Raw genomic sequence first — 2,174 nt, 5'->3', positions numbered from 1 at the left:
TGTTAGACTAGCAACGGTTAGCAGAACCCTATGAAGCGTCAAGAATCACCGCGCATTTATGCCGGTGAGTATTTCAAAGAAAGCATTGGACAAGCAGGCAAATATACAAATACCCCCCAGGGCTGTTTCATTCTCCGTAGGGGCCGTGCCCCCGTGCCGGCCCTCTTGGTCTGATCAGCCGATCGAATCGTCTAGGTCGGGGGTAGGCACGGGGAGTAGGGGTAGCACTACCCCTACAAAATTCATGTTTTTGGTGAGAATGAAACAGCCCTGAAATACCCCCGCTTCAAATTTTAGCGCCTCAAGTGATATAATATTAGCTTCTGAAAAACACTTAATTTTTCGGGAGAGGGAGTTAAATGCCCTACAATCAATTTAGCATAGAACAAATTAAGGCAACTTTCGGCATCACCTTGGCTAGAACGGTTGGCTTGTTTGCCGAGCTCCCCGAAATAGAACCAAGCAGTTTTTTGCAAGAAACTTTGCAATTCAATCTGCCTTTAGCACTAGAAATTAATTCCGAGAAAGCTCGCTCCGAGCTAATTATCGCGCCAATATTAGTGGAGATAAAAAAACGGCTACCGGAACGGATAAGTTTATTTTCCGGTCGAGAATTCAATGTAGACGCTGCTAGGGGTTTGAGCGGTTATTGCGATTTTCTAATTAGCAGATCGCCGGAACAGCTAGTCATTGAATCCCCATTTATCGCCTTGGTTGAAGCCAAAAATGACAACATCCAATCCGGCTTAGGACAGTGCATGGCAGAAACGATCGCAGCACAAATATTTAACCAGCGTCAAGAAAATGACATTCAGACAATTTATGGAGTTGTCACAACTGGTAGTATCTGGAAATTTTTCAAATTAGAAGGAATTGCGATCGAGATTGACACCAGCGAATATTTTATTAATAATGTTGGTAAAATTCTCGGTATCTTAATAAATTTTATAGAGTCTTGAGTGAAACCAGAATGTATTATTTAAGCTGCTGCGTGCAAATCGCAAGTTAATATAGTTGTAGATATCCTTTAACCAAAGCCAGCCATGAATCAAGCGCCCAATCCCTTTAACTCAAATCCCTCCAATCCGCTAGACCCCTTGGAGCAAGAAGTTGACGAGCAAGGTGAAGCATTGCCGAAACAGTACCACCCGGCAACTAAAAAAACTCTGCAAAAAGTCTTTATCATCCTGGTAGTTGTTGGGGCCATCATTGGGGGAATTCTATCTATAGGGGTGATTTCGCTGATGCAGAAGGCGGGACTGACAGATGTGCCGGCAAGGGTACAGAATCCTAAGTAATCAAGTCCGAAGGATCTGTCGATGCTGAATGCACTGATTTTCTGGGATGAAGCTTGAGAAACTATGATGTTTTGTATTGTAAAACTTCATTGAGTTTATAAGCAATTATAAACAATAATGGTATTCTATTGTTGTGAGTGTTGAACAAGGAATACGCATAGCCCAAAAAACGCAAGTCTCAAATGCAACTAACACAGAGGCACATCATTAAATCAACGGAACACCGTTTCGCCCAAATTGACGAACTAGCTTTCAAGTCCAAAAACCTCTACAATGCCGCCAATTACGTCATTCGTCAGAGTTTTATTTATGGATGGGGTTATGTCAATTACAACGAAATGAATCGTTTGATGAAGTCTCACGAAGCATATAAGGCTTTGCCTGCCAAGGTCAGTCAACAAATCTTGATGGTTTTAGACAAGAATTGGAAATCGTTTTTTGAGGCTGTTAAAGCTTACAAAGTCGATCATTCCAAATTCACAGGTCGCCCAAAACTACCAAAGTACAAAGATAAGGTCAAAGGGCGAAACCTTCTCATCTACACGATTCAAGCAATTAGTAGTAAACAGTTGAAGAAGGGGATTGTCAAGCTTTCTGGTACTGACTTTTTAATTAAAACTAAAGTCAATCCTGACCAGATTTGCCAAGTTAGAGTGGTGCCGAAATGTGATTCCTATGTAATTGAGGTAATTTATGATGCTTGTACTGAGCGTAGTCGAAGTGAACCGGAGTCCACCATCGACAATGCCAACTCTGTAGCTAGTATTGATTTAGGATTGGATAATTTAGTGGCGTTAATTTCAAATCAACCGGGATTTCTCCCTTTGTTGATTAACGGGCGACCATTGAAATCGATCAACCAGTTCTACAACAAGC

At 41.7% G+C, this 2,174-nt stretch carries 3 protein-coding genes; all 3 read left to right on the top strand.

Annotated elements, in window-relative coordinates; genetic code table 11:
• Nucleotides 1-359: 359 nt before the first annotated feature.
• Nucleotides 360-959 carry a hypothetical protein gene (locus QUB16_RS33255; protein ID WP_333322648.1) on the top strand — a complete coding sequence of 200 codons (600 nt, stop codon included), beginning with the start codon at nucleotides 360-362 and terminating at the stop codon, nucleotides 957-959.
• 84 nt (nucleotides 960-1,043) lie between these two features.
• Entirely contained in the window at nucleotides 1,044-1,298 is a 255-nt protein-coding gene (locus tag QUB16_RS33250; protein ID WP_333075830.1) for a hypothetical protein, read from the top strand.
• 182 nt (nucleotides 1,299-1,480) lie between these two features.
• On the top strand, nucleotides 1,481-2,174 hold a 694-nt coding region (locus QUB16_RS33245), incomplete at its 3' end, for a transposase (RefSeq protein ID WP_333322646.1).

Source organism: Microcoleus sp. D3_18a_C4, from assembly GCF_036702415.1.
In the GTDB taxonomy this organism is placed as follows: domain Bacteria; phylum Cyanobacteriota; class Cyanobacteriia; order Cyanobacteriales; family Microcoleaceae; genus Microcoleus.
This window is presented reverse-complemented; position numbering and strand designations above follow the sequence as displayed.